Origin of the sequence: Acinetobacter sp. YH12135, from assembly GCF_013418565.1 — a bacterium.
Taxonomy (GTDB): Bacteria; Pseudomonadota; Gammaproteobacteria; order Pseudomonadales; family Moraxellaceae; genus Acinetobacter; species Acinetobacter towneri.
In genome coordinates this window covers 143,510-164,601 of sequence record NZ_VPBU01000002.1, presented here as the reverse complement: position 1 = coordinate 164,601, position 21,092 = coordinate 143,510, and the positions used below count along the sequence as shown (strand labels likewise).

Genomic DNA, 21,092 nt, shown 5'->3' with positions numbered 1-21,092 from the left:
GAGCGAAATAATGCCTAAACGTACGGATATTAAAAGCATCTTAATTATTGGTGCTGGTCCTATTGTTATTGGTCAGGCTTGTGAGTTTGACTATTCTGGTGCTCAAGCATGTAAAGCGCTGCGTGAAGAAGGTTACCGCGTTATTTTGGTAAACTCGAACCCTGCGACCATCATGACTGACCCTGCAATGGCAGATGCAACTTATATCGAGCCAATCACTTGGCAGACTGTTGCAGCAATCATTGAAAAAGAACGTCCAGATGCAGTACTTCCGACCATGGGTGGTCAAACTGCATTGAACTGTGCGCTTGCATTAGATGCCAACGGTATTTTAGCCAAATACAATGTTGAATTAATTGGTGCAACCAAAGACGCGATTGAAAAAGCCGAAGACCGTAAATTGTTTGATGAAGCAATGCGCAAAATTGGTCTTGAGTGTCCAAAAGCAGCAATTGCTGAATCTATGGAAGAAGCACTTGAGATTCAATCTCGCTTTGGCTTCCCTGTGATTATTCGTCCATCATTCACCATGGGTGGTTCTGGTGGCGGTATCGCATATAACAAAGAAGAATTCCTTGAAATCTGTGAACGCGGTTTCGATCTTTCTCCAACCAAACAATTATTGATTGATGAATCACTTATTGGTTGGAAAGAATATGAGATGGAAGTTGTACGTGATAAAAACGACAACTGTATCATCGTATGTTCAATCGAAAACTTTGACCCAATGGGCGTGCACACTGGTGACTCAATCACCGTTGCTCCTGCGCAAACTTTGACGGACAAAGAATACCAATTGATGCGTAATGCATCTTTAGCGGTACTTCGTGAAATTGGTGTAGAAACAGGTGGTTCTAACGTTCAGTTCGGTATTTGCCCGAATACTGGTCGTATGGTTGTGATTGAGATGAACCCACGTGTATCTCGTTCATCTGCACTTGCATCTAAAGCCACTGGTTTCCCAATTGCAAAAGTTGCAGCGAAATTGGCTGTGGGTTATACCCTTGATGAACTGAAAAATGACATCACAGGCGGTACCACTCCTGCGGCATTTGAACCATCAATTGACTACGTTGTCACTAAAGTTCCACGTTTCAACTTTGAAAAGTTCCCGCAAGCAGACGCGACTTTAACCACGCAGATGAAATCTGTAGGTGAAGTCATGGCGATTGGTCGTAACTTCCAAGAATCTGTAAACAAAGCCCTTCGTGGTTTAGAAACTGGCGCTTGTGGTTTTGACGAACAAATTGAAGTGGGTGCTGAAGGCGCACGCGACAAGATTTTAGTTGAATTGAAAGTTCCAGGTCCTGAGCGTATTTGGTACGTGGCAGACGCATTCCGTCACGGCTTTAGCTTGGACGAAGTTTTTGAAGCGACCAAAATTGACCGTTGGTTCTTGATTCAAATTCAAGACATCGTGAACACTGAAAACGAAATCAAAACTTTAGGTTTTGGCGATCTAAACGCTGACAACATCCGTTCGTTCAAACGTAAAGGTTTATCTGACTTGCGTATTGCGAACTTGATGGGAATTTCACAAAAGCAATTCCGTAAACACCGTTGGAACTTGGGCGTAACCCCAGTTTACAAACGTGTGGATACCTGTGCTGCAGAGTTTGAATCTGACACAGCATATATGTATTCAACTTACGATGAAGAGTGTGAATCAAATCCTTCAGCGAAAGACAAGATCATGGTGATTGGCGGTGGTCCAAACCGTATTGGTCAAGGTATCGAATTCGATTACTGCTGTGTACACGCTGCGCTTGCAATGCGTGAAGATGGTTTTGAGACCATCATGGTGAACTGTAACCCTGAAACAGTATCTACCGATTACGACACTTCAGACCGTTTGTACTTTGAACCAATTACTTTGGAAGATGTACTTGAAATCGTACGTACTGAAAAGCCAAAAGGCATTATCGTACAGTACGGTGGTCAAACTCCATTGAAATTGGCACGCGCTTTAGAAGAGGCAGGTGCGCCAATTATTGGTACATCACCAGATGCAATTGACCGTGCAGAAGACCGTGAGCGTTTCCAGCAAATGATTCAACGTCTGCAATTGCGTCAGCCTAACAACAGCATTGTAAAATCTGCTGAAGAAGGTATCGCAGAAGCAGCGAAAGTGGGTTACCCGCTCGTTGTTCGTCCATCTTATGTATTGGGTGGTCGTGCAATGGAAATCGTGTATAACGAAGAAGAATTGAAACGCTACTTGCGTGATGCAGTTCAAGCATCTAACGATGCACCTGTACTGTTAGACCGTTTCTTGGATGATGCGATTGAAGTTGACGTAGACTGCGTATCTGACGGTAAAGATGTGGTGATTGGCGGTATTATGCAGCACATCGAACAAGCAGGTATTCACTCTGGCGACTCAGCATGTTCAATTCCACCTTATTCATTGTCAGATGAAGTACAGGACGAAATGCGTCGTCAAACTGTTGCAATGGCAAAAGAGTTGGGCGTTATTGGTCTAATGAACGTACAGTTTGCAGTGAAAGGCAATGACGTTTATATCTTGGAAGTGAACCCACGTGCATCACGTACTGTTCCGTTCGTTTCTAAGTGTATTGGCGAATCATTGGCTAAAGTTGCAGCACGTTGTATGGCAGGTCAATCTTTAGAAGCACAAGGCTTTACTAAAGAAATTATTCCGCAACACTTCTCTGTGAAAGAAGCTGTGTTCCCATTCAACAAGTTCCCTGGTGTAGACCCTGTGCTTGGGCCTGAGATGAAATCTACAGGTGAAGTGATGGGTGTGGGCAAAACTTTTGGTGAAGCATTCTATAAAGCTGTGTTAGGCTCGAATGATCGCTTACCAGGAATCCCAACTGAAGGCGAAGTAAAACATGCATTCTTATCTGTACGTGAGTCAGATAAACCGCATGTGGCGCGTATTGCAAAACAATTGGCTGATTTTGGCTTCAAACTTGTTGCAACGGGTGGTACGCATAAAGTCATCACCGATGCAGGTATTGAGTGTGAACGTGTGAATAAAGTGACTGAAGGTCGCCCACACATTGTAGACCGCTTGAAAAATGGTGAGATTCACCTCATCATCAATACTTCTGAAGGCAAACAAGCTCAGCAGGATTCATTCTCAATCCGTCGTTCTGCATTGCAAGGTAAAGTGTATTACACCACGACCTTGAATGGCGCAGATGCTGTATGCCAAGCCTTAGCGATTAAATTACCAATGGATGTATATCGCCTGCAAGATCTTACTGTAGGTTAATACATTTCAATAAAGTCCCGTCACCTTTCGGGTGGCGGGCTTTTTTCATTTATAGACTTCAATATTTTTAAAGAGGGACAACATGCAACGTTATCCTATGACGCCTGAAGGTAAACACGCTTTAGAGCAAGAATTACAACAACTTAAATCGGTTGAACGTCCACGTATTACTGCAGCGATTGCAGAAGCGCGTGAACATGGCGATTTAAAAGAAAATGCTGAATACCATGCCGCACGTGAACAGCAAGGTTTCTGCGAAGGTCGTATCCAAGACATCGAAGGTAAATTAGGCGCTTGCCAAGTAATTGATGTTAAAGAATTGGAACAAAACGGACGTGTGGTTTTTGGTGTGACTGTGACCATTGAAAACCTAGACACCGAAGAGCAAAAAACCTACAAAATTGTAGGTGATGATGAAGCTGATTTTAAAATCAATAAAATTTCAGTGAATTCGCCTATTGCACGCGGTTTGTTGGGCAAAAATGAAGGCGATGAAGCCAAAATTGTCACTCCGCAAGGCGAAGTGGAATATGAAATTGTGAATGTAGAATATCTTTAAGTTTTAATAAAGATGACTACACGCGATGCCCCTCTTTGAGGGGTTTTTTATTGCCTATAAATCATACAGCCGAGCTTATAGATTATACTGCGATAAAAATAGAGGAAAATAAGATGGAAAATCGCATCATTCATGCATTTGTTTATGCGCTTTCTGGGGCTGTGTTAGGACTGATTTTAATTCCAGTCTGGGGACTCTTTATCAATACACAAACCAGTCCTGTCAGTATCGTATTGGCATCATCACTCTTTTTTGCTATTTGGGGATTCTTATTTCCAAACAGTGTTAAAAATGTTTTTATGTATTTGTGGAATTTTTTAAGATAGATACTTTAAGCTTTCAAATCACTAAAGTGTAGTGGTCAACTAATATTTTGAACATTCCCTCTCCTTCTAGGAAAGGGCTAGGGAGAGGTTCAAAATTTCAGATATAATCCCCTCATCTCTCCACACGAAAAAACCATGTCCGAAACGCTGATTAATTCCCCTGTTAAACACTGGTGCGAATTTGAGTTCATCTCCAAAACTGTGAAAAACCCCAACATCCACATCAAAGGCAATTACTCTTATTATTCAGCCTATTGGGATCAGGGTTTTGAACGTTGTGTGGTGCGTTATTTACATGACAAACCTGCAACAGCAGACAAGCCAATTGATCAATTACATATTGGCAATTTTGTCTGTTTTGGTGCGGAATGCGTGATTATGATGGGTGGCAATCAATTGCATCGCAGTGACTGGGTTTCGGCTTTTCCGTTTGATACTCGCAGTTTTGTTGCGGCAGGTGATACCACAATTGGCGATGGCTGCTGGATTGGCAGTCGCGCCATGATTATGCAAGGTGTTGAACTAGGCGAAGGTGCAATTGTGGCGACAGGTGCAGTGGTTACGCAAGATGTACCGCCTTACGCTATTGTGGCAGGTGTGCCTGCCAAAGTAATTAAATACCGCTTTAGTGAAACAGAGATTGCTCAACTTTTGGCGCTAAAACTGTATGATTTTGATGAAAAATATTTACTGAAAATCCGCGAACAATTGCAGAGTAATGATGTCAATCAACTGATCGATTTTTTGACAAACACGCAAACAAAAAATGACTAAAACTTTAGTTGAATTGAAAGCACAGCTTCATAATTTCATGCTAAATTAAGGTGAAATAAGGACTTACAGCACTCAATTATCTTTATGAAATTACTGGGTTTTATTCTATATGAATTCAGCGTAAGATAAGACAGGACTCAGAGCGAATATTTTATTAAAGTATTGAAATTACAATAAGGAGAAACACTCATGGCTTACCAAAACATCCTCGTACCAGTGGACGGTTCTGAAACTTCTTTTGCCGCTGTTGCAAAAGCTGCTGAACTTGCAAAAGCATTTGGTAGTAAAATCACTGTGGTACAAGTACTTACACTTGACCCGTATATTGCTGCAGAATACATCACTGCAAACCAAACCAATGACTTGATTGAACGCGCTCGCGCTTCTATCGTAAAAACTTTAGAAGAAGCAAAGCAAAAATTCACTGAACAAGGTGTTGAAGCTGAAACTAAACTACTTGAAGGTCAAGTAATTGCACGCGAAATTACCAATGCTGCAAAAGACTTAAATGCTGACCTTATCGTGATTGGTTCACATGGCCGCACTGGCTTGAAAAAATTATTCTTAGGTAGCGTTGCGCAAAGCATCCTAAGTGAAGGTACAACACCTGTATTGGTTGTACGTCAATAAGATTGCGTGTTCCTCATTTCTACGGAAGTGAGGAACTTCCCCTCTCATTTAGATTTCTTTGTTTGTTCTAAAATTTTTATTTGCAGCACTCTATTCAGCAAATTTTCTCAGTATCACCATATCTCAATATTAAACGCTCGATTTAGCAGCTCAGTTTAATTCTGCCATTGGTATTGTTTTAAATTCACCTTTTCTGCAATTACCACAATCCCTTCTTCCTGTAATTTTAAAGTTTGTATATTTTCTCCTTGGGCGTTTAGTTTGCTTAGGCTAATTTTTCCTTGCGCATTAATCACCCGATGCCACGGCACAGTATGTTCTGCCGATAAATGCCTGAGGACATAACCGACCAAACGTGCATGTTTGGGCAGACCCGCTAGGCGTGCCACTTGCCCATAGGTCGCAACCTGACCTGCTGGAATCAAACACACCACGTTCAAAATCATGTGTGCTAATTCATCACTCGGTTTACGGCTTAACGTTGTTTGCATCTATCCACTCGCATTCATTTAGCCTATAAAAAAGGAGCGACTGGCAGCACTCCTTTTGTTTATAAAACTTGATTTTTAAGTCAGTTAAATTGCGGCATTGAATGTATCACAATCACTGATCAAGCCTGATTTTAAGCCAGTCTGGAACCATTGTACGCGCTGTGCACTGGTACCATGCGTAAAGCTATCAGGCACGACTTGCCCACGTGCACGTTTTTGTAAATAGTCATCGCCAATTTTATGTGCCGCATCCATTGCTTCTTCAATATCACCTTGTTCGAGGAATTGAGTACGTTGATGGTTATGATGCGCCCACACTCCCGATAAACAGTCCGCTTGTAATTCCTGACGTATCGAAAGCTGATTACCCTGTACTTCGCTGACTTGCTGACGTGCTTTATGCACTTGTTCTGAAATCCCTAAAATGGTCTGAATATGATGCCCAACTTCATGCGCCACCACATAGGCTTGAGCAAAATCGCCCGCCTGATCATTTCGGCTTAATTCAGTCTGATTTTGTTCACCACCAATGCCCATTTGCTGACGCATGGCTTGGAAGAATGAAGTATCAATATATACTTTTTGATCGGCAGGACAATAAAATGGCCCCATTGCCGATTGTGCCGTACCACAGCCAGAATTGACCACACCTGTAAATAACACCAGTTTAGGTGGTATATATTGGCTATTTAACTGCTGCTGAAACACTTGTGACCACGTATCTTCTGTATCGGCCAAAACAGTGCCCACAAACTCCATCGCCTCTTGTTGTTCAGGACTTGGATTATCTAAACCTTTAGTTTCAGCACTTTGCGCATGTGAGGTGACTTGCTTGGTCGCTTGATAAGCCGATTGCGGATCGATGCCAAAGAACTTCCATGCAACAAAGGCCACCACTAAGCCCAAAATACTGATACCGCCCGCTTTTGCTCCACCGCCACCACGGCGGTCTTCTACATTCGTGCTAACTCGACGACCTTTCCAACGCATTATTCTTATCCTTCTCTTAAACTCTGATAATAGATTAAGCCGATTTAGACTTTGACCACACTTTTTGAACAAGTGCGACCACAATCACCACCAAGATGCCTGCCAAAATACCCACGACAAGGTTCATCAACATTGGCGTGACTGAACCTACAATACTGCCCATCGTTGGGATGTCTTGTACATACTCTACCGTATCTTCTGTGAAATGGTGCACAAAAGGAATAGCATGATTGATAATTCCTCCACCAACCAAGAACATCGCTGCAGTACCCACCACAGATAAAGTCTTCATTAAAATTGGAGCAAATGCCAGTAAACCACTCCCAATACGTTGTTTAAAATTGGCAGCTTGTTCTGTGAGGTATAAACCAATGTCATCAATTTTGACAATTAACGCAACGAACCCATAGACACCCACCGTCATGGCAATCGCAATTAAACTTAATACTGTCACTTTGGTTAGAAAGCCTGCCGCAGCTACAGTCCCCAAAGAAATCACCACAATTTCCGCCGATAAAATAAAGTCAGTACGCACAGCACCTTTAATTTTTTCGGTTTCATAAGCCGCAAGGTCTTGCTCAGTTTGAATTAGCTCAAGTTGCGCTTCTTTAGCCGTTTGGGCTTTTTTGTGTTGTAAGGTGTGCATGATTTTTTCCACACCTTCATAACTTAAAAATAGACCACCAACCACCAATAAAGGATTGATTAACCACGGCGCAACGACACTAATTAATAACGCGAGCGGTACTAAAATTAGCTTATTGATGAATGAACCTTTAGCCACACGCCATACCACAGGCAACTCACGCTCTGCACGTACACCACTGACTTGCTGCGCATTCAACGCCAAATCATCGCCCAAAACCCCTGCGGTTTTTTTTGCAGCCATTTTGCTCATAACTGCCACATCATCTAAAACTGTTGCAATGTCATCTAATAAAAGTAATAAGCTGCTCGCCATTGCGTTGTTATCCTTATATGATTTTCAAGTTATTTTAAAACTGAATTTATATAGGGTCTGTATTTACTTCATTAATTTTTACAGCAAAATTTTTTACAGTAAATTCTATTCAACTCACTTAAGGAAGTGACATTGAAAAATGTTATGCCTTACAATGTAGCAATTCATCGGTACATAGATGTCGTAGATACGACTTGGAATAAAAAATGAGTAATCAAGATAATCGTCCTGTGATTTTGACAGGCGATCGTCCAACTGGACAACTACATTTAGGTCACTTTGTGGGTTCTTTACGTTCACGTGTAGGTTTACAAGACTCACATCATCAACATCTGTTACTTGCCGATGCTCAAGCCTTAACTGACAATGCCGATAACTTTGAAAAAGTCCGTCGTAATATTATTGAGGTAGCAACCGATTATTTAGCGGTGGGGATTGATCCAACAAAAACCACCATTTGCGTGCAATCTTGCCTGCCTGCATTAAACGAACTCACCATGTTGTATTTAAACTTCGTGACTGTGGCACGTTTGGAGCGTAACCCAACCATTAAATCTGAAATTCAGATGCGTGGTTTTGAGCGTGATATTCCTGCAGGTTTCCTGTGCTACCCTGTAGCTCAAGCAGCCGATATTACTGCATTTAAAGCAACGGTCGTTCCTGTAGGTGAAGACCAAATTCCAATGATTGAACAGACCAATGAAATTGTGCGTCGGGTGAATCGTCAAATTGGTCATGACTTGCTACCTGAATGTCAGGCATTGTTGTCAAATGTCGGACGTTTACCTGGTTTTGATGGTAAAGCGAAAATGTCAAAATCACTGGGCAATACCATTGTGTTAGATGCCACAGACAAAGACATTAAAAAAGCTGTCAATGCAATGTACACCGACCCAAATCACCTGCGTATCGAAGACCCAGGTCAGGTTGAAGGCAACGTAGTATTTACTTATTTAGATGCCTTCGATACCAACAAAGAAGAACTTGAAGAACTGAAAGCGCATTATCGTCGTGGTGGTTTGGGCGATGGTACGGTGAAAAAGCGTTTGGAAGGCATTCTAAAAGAATTGATTGGGCCGATCCGTGAACGTCGTATCGAACTTGCTAAAGATCCTGACTACATTATGGATATTTTGAAAACAGGCACCGACAAATGCCGTGATATTACCCAGCAAACTTTAGATGAAGTGAAAGCTGGCTTGGGTGTATTCCGCTTCTAAGCATTTTGTAGATACAAATATTTTAAAGTCTCTTATTCACATGAATAAGAGACTTTTTATTTGAGTGAAAAATCAACATAAGATGACGTGATTCACAAAAAACACTTATTACTTACGTGATTTAACATCACGTAACCTGAATACTGCGGATTAGTATTTCTTCTCAGTTTAGTATACTTACATGCTTTAGGAGTAATCCTAATTTCATAACATTTCTCCGTTATCGAAGCTGTGAAAGCAGATTCGTTTTCATACGCAATGATCACCCCAATCATTGCGTATTTTTTTTATTTGAATCAGCTGTTTATACAGCTTGTTCAACAATAAAAAATCATTTCCCTAGATGCAAAAACTACTTGAACGGCTTTGTCGCACAAAGATTTCATAACTATATGATTTAAAAGTTTTGATTATTTTTTGATACAAAATTAAATTTATTTAAACCAGATGCTTACATATTTATGCAACAAAGCAATACCAAATTAACTCATAACAAATACTTTATCTTTTAAGTATGGCTAATTTTTCAGCATAAGAAAATCCCCAATATTGGGGATTGAGTGCTAAATAAAATCAAGCTCTTCAAAATTTGACTTATTTAAGCATACCTTGATCTTTTAATACTTGCCACATGGTAGAACCCAGTTCTGCAGGGCTACGCGTATAAGCAATTCCAGCACGCTCAAAGGCTGCAAATTTTTCTTCCGCAGTGCCTTTACCGCCTGAAATAATTGCACCCGCATGTCCCATACGCTTACCTTTAGGTGCCGTCACTCCTGCAATATAACCCACCACAGGTTTGCTGACATTCGACTGGATATATTCCGCAGCCTCTTCTTCTGCTGTACCACCAATTTCACCAATCATAATAATCGCATCGGTATCTGGGTCGTCTTGGAACAGTTTTAAAGCATCAATTTGGTTCATACCTGGAATCGGGTCACCACCAATTCCGATACAAGTCGATTGTCCTAAACCTAACTTAGTGGTTTGTGCCACAGCTTCATAGGTCAAAGTACCTGAACGTGAAATAATGCCAATTCGTCCTGGTTGATGAATATGCCCTGGCATGATGCCAATTTTACATTCACCTGGTGTAATCACACCTGGGCAGTTTGGTCCCACCAAACGTGTACCATTGCCATTGGTTTCTAAATAACGCTTGGCTTTGAGCATGTCGATGGTTGGCACACCTTCCGTAATCACCACAATCAAACCTACTCCAGAATCGACTGCTTCTACAATCGAATCTAAAACAAACGGTGCAGGCACATAAATCACCGATGCATCTGCACCTGTTTCACGTACAGCTTCTTTCATGGTGTTAAATACAGGTAATTCCAAATGGGTTTGACCACCTTTTCCTGGCGTTACCCCACCCACCACTTTAGTTCCATAATCAAGTGCTTGTGCTGAGTGAAAAGTACCATTTTTACCAGTGAAACCTTGTACCAATACTTTGGTGTCTTTATTAATTAATACGCTCATCCTGATTCTCCTTAAGCTTTCACTGCAGCAACAATTTTTTCTGCGGCATCAGACAAGCCGTTTGCAGAAATAAGTTTTAATCCTGATTCATCGAGTAATTTTGCACCAAGTTCCGAGTTGTTCCCTTCTAGGCGAACCACTACAGGTACTGTCACATTTACTTCCTGAACCGCTGCAATAATTGCTTCCGCAATCATGTCACAACGTACAATTCCACCAAAAATATTAATCAGTACGCCTTTAACCGAGTGATCTGCCAAAATAATTTTAAAGGCTTCAATTACGCGTTCTTTGGTTGCACCACCACCTACATCCAAGAAGTTCGCAGGCTGACCACCATAGAGTTTAATAATATCCATAGTTGCCATTGCTAAACCTGCACCATTCACCATACAACCGATATTGCCTTCTAAAGCAACATAGTTCAGGTCAAATTCTGATGCACGCAATTCACGTTCATTTTCTTGTGTTTTATCGCGCAGTGCCAAGACTTCAGGCAAACGATACAGCGCATTGGAATCAATACCGACTTTGGCATCGACACATAAAATGTCGCCATTTTCACGTACAGACAATGGGTTAATTTCAAATAAGGCAAAATCATTGTCGATAAATGCCTGATAAGCCGCTGTCATAATCTTCACAAACTGCGTGATTTGACTGTCTTTGAGTTTTAATGCAAAAGCCACTTCACGTGCCTGAAATGGCAATAAACCCACTAAAGGATCAACTTCTACTTTAATAATTTTTTCTGGGGTTTCTTCTGCCACTTTCTCAATTTCAACACCACCTTCAGTAGATGCCATAAAAGTGACGCGACGGCTAGAACGATCTACCACTGCACCCAAATACAGTTCACGCTCTACAGGATAAACATCTTCAGCCACTAAAATACTGTTTACAGGCTGACCATAGGCATCGGTTTGATAGGTGACCAAACGTGTTCCAAGAATTTGGTTGGCATAGTCTGCTGCTTCTTGTGCAGATTTTACGACCTTCACGCCGCCCGCTTTACCGCGACCACCTGCATGCACCTGAGCTTTCATCACTGCAAATTTACCGCCCAGTTGCTCGAAAGCTTGCACGGCTTCTACGGCTGTAGTTGCCAAAATGCCTTCTTGTACTGGCATACCATATTTTTTTAATAGCGCTTTTGCTTGATACTCATGTAGATTCATTGACTAACCTTTTACTACTTCTTTTATTCAGTTATCACCACCAATATCAAACCTGCGTTTTAATATTGCTTTCCTTGTGTGGTGTTTTTCCTATGCTCTTTACTTTTAGATGATTATTCCCATAAATACAACCATCAAATGCAAAAAGAGCGGCCTAAGCCGCTCTTTTTAGTGTTATTTGCGTTTACGCTGAATCGCGTGAATCGCACGCCCATCTACAGCTAAAGCGGCTTCATGCACCACTTCAGAGAAGGTTGGGTGACCAAATGTCATTAATTGTAAATCTTCAACTGAAGATACAAACTCAAGTGCAATCATACCTTGGTGAACGATGTCAGACGCAGCAGGTCCAATCACGTGCATACCCAATAAACGATCTGTTTTTGCATCTGCAACAAACTTCACGAAACCAGCACCTTCGCCTGCAGCTAAAGCACGACCATTTACCGCGAAACCGAATTGACCAGTTTTCACTTCGTGGCCTTTTTCTTTCGCTTGCTCTTCAGTTAAACCAACCCACGCCGCTTCAGGGTGTGTGTAGATTACTGAAATGATTGTGTCGTAGTTAACTTGTGCAGCATGACCGTGAATACGCTCAACTGCCATTACGCCTTCTTCCATTGCTTTGTGTGCAAGCATTGGACCACGTACTAAGTCACCAATTGCATATACACCTTCAACAGAAGTTGCACACCAATCGTTTACTTCAACCAAACCACGTTCAGTCAGTTTAATACCGCAGTCATCTGCCAATAAACCTTCAGCATAAGCACGACGACCTACACAAACGATCAATTTATCGAAAGTTTGTTCTTTGTCTTCGCCGCCTTGGGTATATTTAACAGTCACTTCACGACCATTAACTTCAGTACCTGAAACTTTCGCACCGATACGGATATCCATACCTTGCTTAGTCAATAGTTTTTGGTAGTCTTTCGCCAAAGCTTTGTCAGCCATTGGTAAGAATGCATCCATTGCTTCAAATACAACAACTTCTGCACCTAGACGACGCCATACTGAACCAAGTTCAAGACCAATTACGCCTGCACCAATCACACCTAAACGCTTAGGCACTTCTGGGAATTCTAATGCACCAGTAGAATCAACAATAATGTCTTGATCTACAGGAGCAACAGGAATATTTACAGGAACTGAACCAGTCGCAAGAATCACATATTTAGGCTCTAAAACTTGAGTTTCACCTTCGTGAGAAACGAACTCAACTTTTTTACCTGCAAGTAATTTACCTGTACCTTTTAACCACTCAACACCGTTACCTTTTAATAACTGATCAATACCGCCAGTTAATTGGTCAACGATTTTGTCTTTACGTGCTAATAGCTTCGCAAGGTCAAACTGTACTTCACCTGTGGTGATACCATGATCAGCCAAGTGATGAACCGTATCTTCATAACGATGTGAAGAATCAAGTAATGCTTTAGATGGGATACAACCCACGTTTAAGCATGTACCGCCCAAAGATGGTTTACCTTTGTGAATACGTTTTTCGATACACGCAACTTTAAAGCCAAGTTGAGCCGCACGAATTGCCGCTTCATAACCACCTGGGCCACCGCCAATAACAACAAGATCAAATTGTTGAGACATTTTTATCTCCAAAAATGGGCTTAGAGGATCGCTCCAAGCCCACTGATTTATTCTTTAGAATTAAAGGTCAAGGATGAGTTTAGCTGGCTCTTCTAACAATTCTTTGATTGTTACAAGGAAACCTACAGCTTCTTTACCATCAATTAAACGGTGGTCATAAGAAAGCGCTAAGTACATCATTGGCAAGATTTCAACTTGACCATTTACCGCCATAGGACGCTCTTGGATTTTGTGCATGCCCAAAATAGCAGTTTGTGGCGTGTTTAGAATTGGTGTAGATAACAATGAACCGAAAGTACCACCGTTAGTAATGGTGAATGTACCGCCAGTCATATCTTCAATACCAAGCTTACCGTCACGTGCTTTGTAAGCATAGTCACGAATACCGTTTTCAACTTCAGCATAGTTCATGCGGTCTGTATCACGTAATACAGGAACCACTAAACCACGGTCAGAAGAAACCGCTACACCGATGTCGTAGTAACCGTGATATACGATATCTTCACCATCAATAGAAGCGTTTACTGCTGGGTAACGTTTCAATGCTTCAGTTGCAGCTTTTACGAAGAAAGACATAAAGCCTAAACGTGCACCATGGCGTTTCTCAAATGCGTCTTTGTATTGTGCACGCATTTCCATGATTGGCTTCATGTTCACTTCGTTGAATGTTGTCAACATTGCAGTTTCTTGAGTCGCTGCAAGTAAACGCTCTGCAACACGCTTACGTAAACGTGTCATAGGAACACGTTTCTCGATACGCTCACCTACCGCAACGCTTAATGGCGCAGCTGCAGCAGCAGGTTTAGCTTGATGATTTGCAACATCTTCTTTAGTGATACGACCACCACGACCTGTACCTGACACGTCTGCAGCATTGATACCTGTTTCAGTCAACGCTTTACGTACTGCCGGTGCTTGGTCAGCAACAGGTTGTGCACGCTCAACAACTGGCGCAGCGCCCGCTTCAGTTTTCGCCGCAGCTTGCTCTACTTGTGCTTCAGACTGAACTGCTTGAGTTTGAGCAGCGCCAGAAACAGCACCCGCTTCAAATTGAGCAATTACTTCGTCAGAAAGAACTGTATCGCCTTCGTTTTTGATGATTGCAGAGATTGTGCCATCAGCAGGAGCGACTACTTCCAAAACAACTTTATCGGTTTCAATATCACAGATCACCTCATCACGTGAAACTGCTTCACCTGGTTGTTTGTGCCAAGTTGCAATCGTACCGTCTGCAACTGACTCTGGAAATACCGGTGCTTTAATTTCGGTTGCCATTACTTCGAATCTCCTGTTATTCAGCTACGATCGCAAGCGCGTCATTGATGAGCTGAGCTTGTTGTTTTGCATGCAAATATGGTGAACCACACGCTGGTGCTGCAGATGCTTCACGACCCGCATAACTAATGCGAATCTGTTTACCAGTTTTCATTACGTCATCATATAAACGTGGCGCGATGAATAACCAAGCACCTTGGTTCTTCGGCTCTTCTTGAGTCCAAACTAATTCTTTTACGTTTGGATAAGAAGCAAGAACTTCAGCAAGACGTTGTTCTGGATATGGGTACAACTGTTCAATACGAACAATTGCAGTATTGTTCAATTCTAATTCACGACGCTTTTCAAGCAAGTCGTAATACACTTTACCACCACACAATACCAAACGCGTCACGTCTGATTTGTTGATGTTGTCAATTTCATCAATCACAGTCTGGAATGTACCAGTTGCAAGCTCATCAAGGTTAGACACTGCTAACTTGTGACGAAGTAAAGACTTCGGCGACATGATGATCATTGGCTTACGGATTGGACGAATCGCCTGACGACGTAAAGCGTGGAAAATCTGTGCAGGTGTTGTTGGTGTCATCACTTGCATGTTTTCTTCCGCACAAAGCTGTAAGAAACGCTCTAAACGTGCAGATGAGTGCTCAGGACCTTGACCTTCAAAACCGTGTGGAAGAAGCATCGTTAAACCACATACACGCTCCCATTTGGTTTCGCCAGATGAGATGAACTGGTCAATCACCACTTGAGCACAGTTTGCGAAGTCACCAAATTGTGCTTCCCAAATGATCAAGCTCTTTGGAAGTGTCGTTGCATAACCATATTCGAATGCCAATACTGCCATTTCAGACAATAAAGAGTCGTAGATTGCAACACGTGGTTGGTTCTCTTTGATATGGCATAACGGAATATAAGTTTTACCATCGACTTGGTTGTGCAATTTCGCATGACGGTGTGAGAAAGTACCACGACCTACGTCTTCACCAGTCAAACGAACTAAATAGCCTTCATCCAACAAAGTTGCATAAGCTAAAGTTTCAGCTGCACCCCAGTTCAGTGGCATTTCACCTGTTTGCATTTTCAAGCGATCGTCAATCACTTTGGCAACTTGGCGCTGCATCACGAAACCTTCTGGAAGTTTACGCATGGTTTGACCAAGTTCTTTCAAACGCTCAACAGGGAAAGTTGTATCCCAAACGTCTGTATAGTCGTGACCCAAGTATGGCGACCAATCTACAAACATTTTGGTATTTGGCTCAAGTACCAATGCGTTCGCAACGTGATTACCCGCTTCTAAATCTGCGCGGTAATCTTCAATCATTTGATCTGCTGCTGCGCGATCCAACACACCTTCTTGCACCAATTGGTCAGCATACAAAGTACGTGTAGTGGTCTTTTTGTTGATCACTTGATACATCATTGGCTGAGTTGCTGCAGGTTCATCAGCTTCGTTGTGACCACGACGACGGTAGCAGAACAAATCAATCACAACGTCTTTACGGAATGTATGACGGAAATCGTGTGCCAATTGAGATACAAAAATCACCGCTTCAGGATCATCGCCATTCACGTGGAAAATTGGCGCCTGAATCATTTTTGCAATGTCAGTACAGTATTCAGTAGAACGTGCGTCACGTGGGTCAGATGTTGTGAAACCAACTTGGTTGTTAATCACAATGTGAACTGTACCACCTACGGTATAACCGCGAGTTTGTGACATTTGGAAGGTTTCTTGGTTAACACCTTGACCTGCAAATGCGGCATCACCGTGAACGATTAATGGCAATACATCATCACCACCAATGTCTTTACGACGTACTTGGCGCGCACGTACAGAACCCTCAACCACAGGTCCAACAATTTCTAAGTGCGATGGGTTAAACGCAAGTGCCAAGTGCACTTCACCACCCGGAGTCATCACGTTAGATGAGAAACCTTGGTGATATTTTACGTCGCCAGAACCTTTTTTATGCAAGCTCTTACCTTCGAACTCACCAAATAGGTCTGCAGGGTTTTTACCCATGATGTTCACAAGCAGGTTCAAACGACCACGGTGTGGCATGCCAATCACGACTTCTTTACAGCCAACAGCACCCGCACGTTGAATGATTTCATTCACCATAGGGATAAATGATTCACCGCCTTCTACACCAAAGCGTTTCGCACCAACGTATTTATTACCTAGATATTTTTCTAGACCCTCAGCTGCTGTTAAGCGTTCAAGAACGTGTTTCTTTTGATCTGCAGTAAATGTGAACTTACCACGTGCGCTTTCTAAGCGTTGTTGAATCCAGCGTCTTTCTTTGGTATCAACAATGTGCATGTATTCTGCACCAATTGAACCGCAGTAGATCGCCTGCATGGCATCAACCATTTCGCCTAGTGTTGCTTCAGACTTACCAATTTCCAAATTACCTGTATGGAAAACAGTATCTAAATCAGACTTGGTTAAACCATGTGCAGCAAGATCAAGATCTGGCACGTCTTCACGTTTTGCCAAACCTAGTGGATCTAATTTTGCTTTTTGGTGACCACGGTTACGGTAAGCAGCAATCAGTTGCAACACGCCAATTTGACGTTGTTCATGTTCAGAACTCACTGAACCTTGAACAATCGCTTGAACGCGATTTGAATTACGACCTAATAAAAGGAATTGCTCACGTACATTACTGTGTGGTTGATCACCCTTCGGGAATTTATCGAAATATTCGCGCCAATCAGCACCGACTGATTCCGGTGACGTCAAATAATGCTCGTAAAGTTCTTCAATATACGCTGCACTATCAGCGGAAAGTTCAGTGTCAAGACGCAGTGCGTCAGCAACTTCTTGCATTTGTGGACCCATTTCCTATTGCAAAAACATTTTCCAGGATGCTTTTTAAGCAAAACCCATGATTGATAATGTCAAATTGGTAACATGACATTAGTCCCCAGTTGACATATGTCATGAGGCGTTATCACTACATTAGGAAAACCCAATGTCATTTATGAATCATAACGCCCTCATTGGCATCATCACTCATTTATATACTCGACCCAAGCCGAGCAATTTTTTGCAAAATCGTTTTAGAAAAAATAAGTGCTCAGTCTTAGCTTTTCTAATACGACTTTTCTGCAATAGTCCTGATTTAATAACACATCATTTGCACTTAAAATGTTGATAAAATGTACGAAAATTCAACATTTTTCAGATATAGTCATTTGTTAATCGTAACATGATCTCAGAAATGCAATTGATTTTTTTGACACATACCTCCTATAAATTGGCGAAATACACTGATTCTATTTTCATCTAACATATGGTGCTTTATTTAAAAAACAGATGCAATTTAGACCAAAGTCCAACACCGCTATTTCAGATAAAATAAAAGAGAGCACATCTCTCAATCTGCCCTCTCACTTACACGTTACATGATAACATCTAAAAATAAATATTGCAGCTAAACTTGGCATTTGCCCATGCTTTACAACAAAATAGCAGCACTGGATTACAATTGTGTGCAACTTTAGTCGGCTAAATGCTGTTTTTGTCTATTTATCCAACAGTTATACCTAAAAAATATCAAATACTCACTTTTTAATCACTTCTTTGCATGCAACATTTTTCATTTATGTACTCATCAAAAACAAGCAACTTATCACACGACTTTTATCGTAATTTTGGCACAAAAAAAAGCACACCTAGGTGTGCTTTTTTCAACTGATCACGCAGTCTATTAGCCAGCCATATCTAAAAGCATGTTACGGATGTGACCGATTGCTTTAGTTGGGTTCAAGCCTTTAGGACATACAGATACACAGTTCATAATACCTTTACAACGGAACAAAGAGAATGGATCGTCAAGACGAGCCAAACGCTCTTGAGTTGCAGTATCACGCGAATCGATAATGAAACGATATGCATTCAACAACGCTGAAGGACCCAAGAACTTGTCTGGGTTCCACCAGAATGATGGGCATGAAGTTGAACAACATGCACAAAGAATACATTCATACAAACCATCAAGATGCTCACGCTCTTCTTGAGATTGTAAACGCTCTTTTGGTGGCGCAGGTTGGTTGTTGATCAAGAACGGATGAATCTTGTTATACTGATCGTAGAACTGATTCATGTCTACAACCAAGTCTTTAATTACAGGAAGACCCGGAAGTGGACGAATTGTGATCACTTCTGGTAAATCGTTTAGGTTCCAAAGACACGCTAAACCGTTTTTACCATTGATGTTTACACCATCAGAACCACAAATACCTTCACGACATGAACGACGGAATGTCAAAGATTCGTCTTGTACTTTCAATTCAAGAAGTGCATCAAGCAACATACGGTGCTTATCAGTCAATTCAAGCTTAAAAGTTTGCATGTACGGTGCTTTATCCTTATCAGGATCGTAGCGGTAGATATTAAATGTACGAGTACCTCTACTCATCTTACTTCTCCCAATTAGAATGTACGTGGTTTAGGTGGAATAGCAGCTACAGTAAGCGGCTTGTAACGTACTGGTTTGTACTCAAGACGGTTATCTGTAGAGAACCATAAAGTATGCTTCATCCACTCATCATCACGACGACCATAAGAATAAGTTGGGTGATCTGGTGGTAACTCAAAGTCTACAACCGTATGCGCACCACGACATTCTTTACGTGCAGCAGCTGAGATTAGTGTCGCTTTAGCAACTTCATACAAGTTTTCAACTTCTAATGCTTCTACACGTGCAGTGTTGAATACTTTAGATTTGTCTTTCAAATGAATGTTGCGAACACGTGGCTCAAGCGCAAGAATTTGTTTCACACCTTCATCAAGCAATGCTGAAGTACGGAATACACCTGCGTGGTCTTGAACGATGTTACGAATTGCATCAGCAACTTCTTGAGCGTTTTCACCTGAAGTCGATTCGTCAAGTTTACGAATACGGTTCACAGTATTTTCAAGTACAGTTGTTGGAAGTGGTTCGTACTCACCATCATGTTGCTTAGTCACATACTCAATGATGTGTTGACCAGCAGCCTTACCAAATACAACCAAGTCAAGCAATGAGTTTGTACCTAAACGGTTTGCACCGTGTACAGATACACATGAACACTCACCAATTGCATAGAAACCTTTTACTGGTTTAGCAAAGTCACGGTCACCCGCGTTGGTTGTATATGTATCAGTTTCTGCGTTGTAGTTCGCAACCAACTCTTGAGTTTCACGGCTTTCTGGAACAACCACTTGACCATGAATATTGGTTGGAATACCACCCATTTGGTAATGGATTGTAGGCACAACAGGAATTGGCTCTTTAGTACAGTCAACGTTCGCGAATTTCTTACCAATCTCAAATACAGATGGAAGACGCTTCATGATTGTGTCTGCACCTAAGTGCGTCATATCAAGCAAGATGTAGTCTTTGTTTGGACCACAACCACGACCTTCTTTAATTTCTTGGTCCATAGAACGTGATACGAAGTCACGTGGCGCCAAGTCTTTCAAAGTTGGTGCATAACGCTCCATGAACGGTTCGCCTGAATCGTTACGAAGGATACCACCCTCACCACGACAGCCTTCCGTTAACAATACGCCCGCGCCCGCAACACCTGTTGGGTGGAACTGCCAGAATTCCATATCTTGTAATGGAATACCTGCACGCGCAGCCATACCAAGACCGTCACCAGTGTTGATATATGCGTTTGTAGATGCACGGTACACACGACCTGCACCACCTGTAGCAAACAATGTCGCTTTCGCTTGGAATACTGCGATTTTACCTGTTTCTTGGTCAATTGCAGTCACACCTAGTACATCGCCAGCTTCGTTACGGATCAAATCAAGAGCAATCCATTCTACGAAGAATTGAGTACCCATTTTCACGTTGCTTTGATAAAGCGTGTGAAGAAGTGCGTGACCTGTACGGTCAGCTGCAGCACATGCACGTGGAACTGCTTTTTCACCGTAGTTTGCAGAGTGACCACCGAATGGACGTTGGTAAATTGTACCGTCTGCGTTACGGTCAAATGGCATACCCAAGTGTTCTAATTCATAAACCACTTGTGGCGCTTCACGCGTCATGAATTCAATCGCGTCTTGGTCGCCCAACCAGTCAGAACCTTTTACCGTGTCGTAAAAGTGGTAGTGCCAGTTATCTTCTTGCATGTTACCAAGAGATGCACCAATACCACCCTGCGCTGCAACAGTGTGTGAACGTGTAGGGAATACTTTAGTCAATACCGCAACTTTCAAACCTGCTTGAGCAAGTTGGTAAGATGCACGCATACCTGAACCACCACCACCAACAATGACTGCGTCAAAGAATTGGTGTGGAATATTTGTATAATCTTCTTTAGGGTTAATCGCGCCCATGATAT

The 21,092-nt window shown here is 42.0% G+C and carries 16 protein-coding genes; 6 read left to right on the top strand and 10 right to left on the bottom strand.

The window, feature by feature from the left end; genetic code table 11:
* The first annotated feature begins 10 nt into the window (after positions 1 to 10).
* The 5 genes from carB to FTU70_RS02485 all read left to right on the top strand — a co-directional run bounded on the left by carB (position 11) and on the right by FTU70_RS02485 (position 5,530).
* A complete protein-coding gene (gene carB / locus FTU70_RS02505) occupies positions 11 to 3,241 on the top strand; it encodes a carbamoyl-phosphate synthase large subunit (RefSeq protein ID WP_004972166.1) in 3,231 nt (1,076 codons plus the stop codon).
* 82 nt (positions 3,242 to 3,323) lie between these two features.
* Positions 3,324 to 3,800 carry a transcription elongation factor GreA gene (gene greA / locus FTU70_RS02500; RefSeq protein ID WP_004972169.1) on the top strand — a complete coding sequence of 159 codons (477 nt, stop codon included), beginning with the start codon at positions 3,324 to 3,326 and terminating at the stop codon, positions 3,798 to 3,800.
* Between the two features lie 50 nt (positions 3,801 to 3,850).
* Complete coding sequence (locus FTU70_RS02495; protein WP_225532530.1) at positions 3,851 to 4,126, top strand: hypothetical protein; 276 nt, start codon at positions 3,851 to 3,853, stop codon at positions 4,124 to 4,126.
* 135 nt (positions 4,127 to 4,261) lie between these two features.
* Positions 4,262 to 4,900, top strand: a complete 639-nt coding sequence (locus FTU70_RS02490; RefSeq protein ID WP_096901002.1) for a CatB-related O-acetyltransferase — start codon at positions 4,262 to 4,264, stop codon at positions 4,898 to 4,900.
* 189 nt (positions 4,901 to 5,089) lie between these two features.
* Positions 5,090 to 5,530: a universal stress protein gene (locus FTU70_RS02485; RefSeq protein ID WP_004972175.1), complete on the top strand. Its 441-nt coding sequence runs from the start codon at positions 5,090 to 5,092 to the stop codon at positions 5,528 to 5,530.
* A 155-nt stretch (positions 5,531 to 5,685) separates the two neighbouring features.
* Here the strand turns inward: FTU70_RS02485 and FTU70_RS02480 are convergent, their stop codons facing one another.
* From FTU70_RS02480 to FTU70_RS02470, 3 genes are all read right to left on the bottom strand, one after another.
* On the bottom strand, positions 5,686 to 6,021 hold the full coding sequence (locus tag FTU70_RS02480) for an MGMT family protein (protein ID WP_004972177.1): 336 nt from the start codon (positions 6,019 to 6,021) through the stop codon (positions 5,686 to 5,688).
* An 84-nt stretch (positions 6,022 to 6,105) separates the two neighbouring features.
* A complete protein-coding gene (locus tag FTU70_RS02475) occupies positions 6,106 to 7,011 on the bottom strand; it encodes a neutral zinc metallopeptidase (RefSeq protein ID WP_096901006.1) in 906 nt (301 codons plus the stop codon).
* A gap of 34 nt (positions 7,012 to 7,045) precedes the next feature.
* Positions 7,046 to 7,972, bottom strand: a complete 927-nt coding sequence (locus FTU70_RS02470) for a DUF808 domain-containing protein (protein WP_004972181.1) — start codon at positions 7,970 to 7,972, stop codon at positions 7,046 to 7,048.
* Between the two features lie 206 nt (positions 7,973 to 8,178).
* Here FTU70_RS02470 and trpS point away from each other — a divergent pair, with 206 nt between their 5' ends.
* On the top strand, positions 8,179 to 9,192 hold the full coding sequence (trpS, locus tag FTU70_RS02465; protein WP_004972183.1) for a tryptophan--tRNA ligase: 1,014 nt from the start codon (positions 8,179 to 8,181) through the stop codon (positions 9,190 to 9,192).
* Between the two features lie 594 nt (positions 9,193 to 9,786).
* Here the strand turns inward: trpS and sucD are convergent.
* The 7 genes from sucD to FTU70_RS02430 form a co-directional block, all read right to left on the bottom strand.
* Positions 9,787 to 10,680, bottom strand: coding sequence for a succinate--CoA ligase subunit alpha (gene sucD, locus FTU70_RS02460; RefSeq protein ID WP_180059957.1), 894 nt, complete (start codon positions 10,678 to 10,680; stop codon positions 9,787 to 9,789).
* Positions 10,681 to 10,691: 11 nt separating this feature from the next.
* Positions 10,692 to 11,858 (bottom strand): ADP-forming succinate--CoA ligase subunit beta, encoded by a 1,167-nt coding sequence (sucC, locus tag FTU70_RS02455; RefSeq protein ID WP_070153939.1) that lies wholly within the window; start codon positions 11,856 to 11,858, stop codon positions 10,692 to 10,694.
* A gap of 174 nt (positions 11,859 to 12,032) precedes the next feature.
* Positions 12,033 to 13,466 (bottom strand): dihydrolipoyl dehydrogenase, encoded by a 1,434-nt coding sequence (lpdA, locus tag FTU70_RS02450; RefSeq protein ID WP_004972188.1) that lies wholly within the window; start codon positions 13,464 to 13,466, stop codon positions 12,033 to 12,035.
* A gap of 60 nt (positions 13,467 to 13,526) precedes the next feature.
* On the bottom strand, positions 13,527 to 14,741 hold the full coding sequence (odhB, locus tag FTU70_RS02445) for a 2-oxoglutarate dehydrogenase complex dihydrolipoyllysine-residue succinyltransferase (RefSeq protein ID WP_004972191.1): 1,215 nt from the start codon (positions 14,739 to 14,741) through the stop codon (positions 13,527 to 13,529).
* 16 nt (positions 14,742 to 14,757) lie between these two features.
* Positions 14,758 to 17,580: a 2-oxoglutarate dehydrogenase E1 component gene (locus FTU70_RS02440; protein WP_180008596.1), complete on the bottom strand. Its 2,823-nt coding sequence runs from the start codon at positions 17,578 to 17,580 to the stop codon at positions 14,758 to 14,760.
* A gap of 883 nt (positions 17,581 to 18,463) precedes the next feature.
* Entirely contained in the window at positions 18,464 to 19,174 is a 711-nt protein-coding gene (locus FTU70_RS02435) for a succinate dehydrogenase iron-sulfur subunit (protein ID WP_004972196.1), read from the bottom strand.
* Between the two features lie 14 nt (positions 19,175 to 19,188).
* On the bottom strand, positions 19,189 to 21,087 hold the full coding sequence (locus tag FTU70_RS02430; RefSeq protein WP_004972199.1) for an FAD-binding protein: 1,899 nt from the start codon (positions 21,085 to 21,087) through the stop codon (positions 19,189 to 19,191).
* Positions 21,088 to 21,092: the final 5 nt, after the last annotated feature.

What these genes read in the sequence shown, in the direction of transcription:
- carB (WP_004972166.1), top strand. Translation starts at nt 11, where the DNA reads ATGCCTAAACGTACGGATATTAAAAGCATCTTAATTATTGGTGCTGGT.
- greA (WP_004972169.1), top strand. Translation starts at nt 3,324, where the DNA reads ATGCAACGTTATCCTATGACGCCTGAAGGTAAACACGCTTTAGAGCAA.
- FTU70_RS02490 (WP_096901002.1), top strand. Translation starts at nt 4,262, where the DNA reads ATGTCCGAAACGCTGATTAATTCCCCTGTTAAACACTGGTGCGAATTT.
- FTU70_RS02485 (WP_004972175.1), top strand. Translation starts at nt 5,090, where the DNA reads ATGGCTTACCAAAACATCCTCGTACCAGTGGACGGTTCTGAAACTTCT.
- FTU70_RS02480 (WP_004972177.1), bottom strand. Translation starts at nt 6,021, where the DNA reads ATGCAAACAACGTTAAGCCGTAAACCGAGTGATGAATTAGCACACATG.
- FTU70_RS02475 (WP_096901006.1), bottom strand. Translation starts at nt 7,011, where the DNA reads ATGCGTTGGAAAGGTCGTCGAGTTAGCACGAATGTAGAAGACCGCCGT.
- FTU70_RS02470 (WP_004972181.1), bottom strand. Translation starts at nt 7,972, where the DNA reads ATGGCGAGCAGCTTATTACTTTTATTAGATGACATTGCAACAGTTTTA.
- trpS (WP_004972183.1), top strand. Translation starts at nt 8,179, where the DNA reads ATGAGTAATCAAGATAATCGTCCTGTGATTTTGACAGGCGATCGTCCA.
- sucD (WP_180059957.1), bottom strand. Translation starts at nt 10,680, where the DNA reads ATGAGCGTATTAATTAATAAAGACACCAAAGTATTGGTACAAGGTTTC.
- sucC (WP_070153939.1), bottom strand. Translation starts at nt 11,858, where the DNA reads ATGAATCTACATGAGTATCAAGCAAAAGCGCTATTAAAAAAATATGGT.
- lpdA (WP_004972188.1), bottom strand. Translation starts at nt 13,466, where the DNA reads ATGTCTCAACAATTTGATCTTGTTGTTATTGGCGGTGGCCCAGGTGGT.
- odhB (WP_004972191.1), bottom strand. Translation starts at nt 14,741, where the DNA reads ATGGCAACCGAAATTAAAGCACCGGTATTTCCAGAGTCAGTTGCAGAC.
- FTU70_RS02440 (WP_180008596.1), bottom strand. Translation starts at nt 17,580, where the DNA reads ATGCAAGAAGTTGCTGACGCACTGCGTCTTGACACTGAACTTTCCGCT.
- FTU70_RS02435 (WP_004972196.1), bottom strand. Translation starts at nt 19,174, where the DNA reads ATGAGTAGAGGTACTCGTACATTTAATATCTACCGCTACGATCCTGAT.
- FTU70_RS02430 (WP_004972199.1), bottom strand. Translation starts at nt 21,087, where the DNA reads ATGGGCGCGATTAACCCTAAAGAAGATTATACAAATATTCCACACCAA.